Annotated in this window: 2 pseudogenes; one reads left to right on the top strand and one right to left on the bottom strand. The window is 46.8% G+C overall.

Annotation, left to right across the window (positions count from 1 at the left end):
- A pseudogene (locus R7R78_RS29855) lies at nucleotides 1-347 on the top strand (YjjW family glycine radical enzyme activase); the annotation flags it as partial.
- A 15-nt stretch (nucleotides 348-362) separates the two neighbouring features.
- Here R7R78_RS29855 and R7R78_RS29850 read toward each other — a convergent pair.
- Nucleotides 363-502 (bottom strand): annotated as a pseudogene (locus tag R7R78_RS29850) (LysR family transcriptional regulator); the annotation flags it as partial.

Here is a 502-nt window from a genome sequence, read left to right as displayed (position 1 = left end):
ATTTAAAATCGTGGCAAACCGACACACATCGTTGGTTAACTGGCCGAGAACATCACCGAGTTTTTCAGACGATTGAGTTTCTTGCAGAACAACAAAAGCTGCACGAAGTACGTCTTCTGCATATTCCCGGTAAAAGTGACTTAGATACGGAAATCGAATCGGTAGGGCGGTATCTTAATGCGCTACCAAGCTCGGTACACGTTCGCCTCAATGCTTTTCAACATCATGGCGTGGTAGGAGAGGCACGCAGCTGGGACAAGTGTTCAAAAGAAGAGATAGAGCAACTAAAGGAACAGCTTGGAAAGTTTGTTGATCGTCCTATCGCTGTTCCTTCCGTATGCGTTTAGAGCTGCCTCTTATCTTTACACACCGCAGCCTTCGAGCTCTATACAAGCATCAAGCAACTGTTGTTGCAGCCATCTCAGAGCAGGATCATTGAGACTCGCTTTGTTCCACACCAAGCTGTAAGCCACTTGCCCGTAATCAAACGGTAAAGAGCGCT

This window comes from Vibrio sp. 2134-1, from assembly GCF_033339495.1.
The sequence above is the reverse complement of the archived record's forward strand: the minus strand, read 5'-3'. Positions and strand labels throughout refer to the sequence as shown.